This is a genomic window from Cellulomonas endophytica, assembly GCF_004123805.1.
GTDB classification, from domain to species: Bacteria; Actinomycetota; Actinomycetes; order Actinomycetales; family Cellulomonadaceae; genus Cellulomonas; species Cellulomonas endophytica.
Genome location: NZ_RWJX01000153.1, coordinates 1 through 2,563, shown reverse-complemented (window position 1 = coordinate 2,563; position 2,563 = coordinate 1). Strand labels below are relative to the sequence as shown.

Here is a 2,563-nt window from a genome sequence, read left to right as displayed (position 1 = left end):
ACGGGTGCGGCGGCGGGCGCCACCACGGGTGCGGCGGCGGGCGCCACCACGGGTGCGGCGGCGGGCGCCGGCGCGGCCCCGGGCGGTCCAGGAGCGCCCGCGCCGACCCTCGTCGCGCCGCCGCCCGTGCCCGTGGAGGCCGCCGACCTGCACCCCGTCGCCCACCCGACGGACGGCTCCGGCCTCGCGCACGGCGTCGCCGCGGACGGGGAGCTCGTCCGGGACGCGCTCGACGAGCCCCCGTCGGAGCCCGTGCCCGTGGTGCTGGCGATCGGCGCGAACCTCGGCGCCGCGCAGGAGACCCTGCGACGGGCCGTCGGCGACCTCGACGCGGTCCCCGGCCTGGAGGTCCTCGAGGTCTCGCCGCTGGCGCGCACCGCGGCGGTCGGCGGGCCGGACCAGCCCGACTACCTCAACGCGGTGCTGCTCGCCCGCACCACGCTCGCGCCGCGCGAGCTCCTGCGCGCGACGCAGGGCGTGGAGGCCGCGCACGGGCGCGTGCGCCTCGAGCGGTGGGGCCCGCGCACGCTCGACGTGGACATCGTCACCTACGGCCGGCTCGTCGCAGCCGCCGACGACCTCGAGCTGCCGCACCCGCGCGCCCACGAGCGGGCGTTCGTCCTCGCGCCCTGGGCCCAGGTCGACCCCCGCGCCGACCTGCCCGGGCTCGGCGGGGGCCCGGTACCCGCGCTGGCCGCAACCGCCCCGGACCGCGCCGGCGTGCGCTGGCTGGCGCTGGACTGGCTGACGGCGCCCGTCGCCGACCGCCGTGGCGCGGCCCCCGAGCCGCCGGTGCCCGGGCCGTGACCGCGACGACCACCGCCTCCGCCGCCTCCCTCCGGCCGCCGGCCCCGGTCCGGCCGCGGGGGAGGTGCCGCCGGTGATGGGGCGGACCCGACGGCGCGCCCTGGCCGCCACGGCGCTGGGCGTGGGGCTGCTCACGTGGTTCGTCGTCCGGGGGATCGAGGGCCGGGGCGGGCTGCTGCCGCCGGTGCCGTGGGTGGTGGCGCTCGTCGAGACGGTGCTCGCGGGCGTCGTCGGGGTGCAGGGGTGGCAGGTGCGCCAGTACGTGCAGGGCCACCGGCCGACGCTGTCCGGCCTGCGGGCGGCGCGCACCCTCGTGCTGGCCCGCGCCGCGGCGTGGTCGGGCGCGCTGCTGCTCGGCTGGTACGGGGGCCAGGCGCTGCGGGCGCTCGCCGAGCCGGGCCGCGGGGACAACGCGGACCGGGCGGCGTCGGCCGGGGGAGCGGCCGGCGCGGCGCTGCTGCTCGTCGTCGCCGGGCTGCTCGCGGAGCGCTGGTGCCGCGTCCCGCCCCCGGAGGACGACGAGGGCGGCGGCCGCGGGGTCGGCGCGGTCGCCCCGCTGCCCGACCCGCCGCCCGCCGCCTGAGGGGCGCCCGTCGGGACCCGCCGGGGCCGGGTGGATCCGGGCCCGGGGGCGGGGGCGCCGGTGCGAGGATGGCGGCATGAGCACCGAGGACGTCGCCGACGCACCCGTGACGGGGGTCCCCGGCGGGCCCTTCGACCCGGCGGGGGTGCGGTGGACGCCCGTGTCGCCGCGCCTGGCCGCCGCCCGTCTCACGGCCCTGGCCATCGGCCTCGCCGTGCCGCTCGTCGTGCTCGTCGGCGTCGCGCTGCTCGTGGAGCGGACGTGGGCCTGGGTGCTGCCGGCGGGGCTGCTCGTCCTCGGGCTCTGGCCGGCGCTGCTCGTCGGACGGCAGGTGGCCGCGCTGCAGTACGCCGAGCGCGAGGACGACCTGCTCATCCGGCGCGGCATCCTCTTCCGGTCGCTCGTCGTCGTCCCGTACGGCCGCATGCAGTACGTCGACGTGAGCGCCGGACCCCTGGCGCGCCGCTTCGGCATCGCGTCCGTCCAGCTGCACACGGCGTCGGTGGGGACGGACGCGTCCATCGACGGCCTGCCCCCGGCCGAGGCGGCGCGGCTGCGCGACCGCCTCGCGGGCCGCGGCGAGGCCCGGCTGGCGGGGCTGTGACGGAGGCCCCCACGCCCGTCCCCGTCACGCCCGAGCGCACCGGCGAGGACGGCTACGCCTGGCGGCGCATGCACCCGGTCACGCCCGTCGTGCGCGGGTGGCGGGTCGTCGTCGGGCTGCTCGCGGTCGGCGTCTTCCAGGTCGACCAGCTCGCGGAGCTCGTGCGCGCGCTCGGCGGCCGGGTGTGGCTCGTGGCGCTGGGCGTCCTCGTGCTCGTCGCGCTGGTCGGGGTGGCGTCCTCGGCGGTCGCGTGGCGCATGACGCGGTTCGCCGTCACGGACGAGGCCGTGCACCTGCGCTCCGGCGTCCTCTTCCGCCAGCAGCGGCTCGCGCGGCTCGACCGCCTCCAGGCCGTCGACCTCGTGCAGCCGCTCCTCGCCCGGCTCTTCGGGCTCGCGGAGCTCAAGCTCGACGTCGCCGGGGGCTCGGGGTCCGCGGTGTCGCTCGCGTTCCTGCGGGAGGGCGAGGCCGAGGACCTGCGGGCCGAGCTGCTGGCACTCGCCGCCGGGCTGCGCCGCCCCGGGGCGGCCCCGGTCGGCGGGGAGGGCGACGAGGGGCACCGCGCCCTC

General features: G+C 80.6%; 4 protein-coding genes. All 4 read left to right on the top strand.

Annotation, left to right across the window (positions count from 1 at the left end; translation table 11 throughout):
* On the top strand, nucleotides 1-807 hold an 807-nt coding region (folK, locus tag EJA20_RS18375; RefSeq protein ID WP_129339940.1), incomplete at its 5' end, for a 2-amino-4-hydroxy-6-hydroxymethyldihydropteridine diphosphokinase.
* 76 nt (nucleotides 808-883) lie between these two features.
* Nucleotides 884-1,390 carry a DUF3180 domain-containing protein gene (locus EJA20_RS18370; protein WP_129339941.1) on the top strand — a complete coding sequence of 169 codons (507 nt, stop codon included), beginning with the start codon at nucleotides 884-886 and terminating at the stop codon, nucleotides 1,388-1,390.
* A 76-nt stretch (nucleotides 1,391-1,466) separates the two neighbouring features.
* Nucleotides 1,467-1,994: a PH domain-containing protein gene (locus tag EJA20_RS18365; RefSeq protein WP_129339939.1), complete on the top strand. Its 528-nt coding sequence runs from the start codon at nucleotides 1,467-1,469 to the stop codon at nucleotides 1,992-1,994.
* Nucleotides 1,991-2,563 (top strand): PH domain-containing protein (locus EJA20_RS18360; protein ID WP_240675645.1); only part of this gene is annotated, 573 nt, incomplete at its 3' end. The genes EJA20_RS18365 and EJA20_RS18360, both read left to right, overlap by 4 nt.

Coding starts and splice junctions, on each gene's coding strand:
- EJA20_RS18370 (WP_129339941.1), top strand. CDS start 884: ATGGGGCGGACCCGACGGCGCGCCCTGGCCGCCACGGCGCTGGGCGTG.
- EJA20_RS18365 (WP_129339939.1), top strand. CDS start 1,467: ATGAGCACCGAGGACGTCGCCGACGCACCCGTGACGGGGGTCCCCGGC.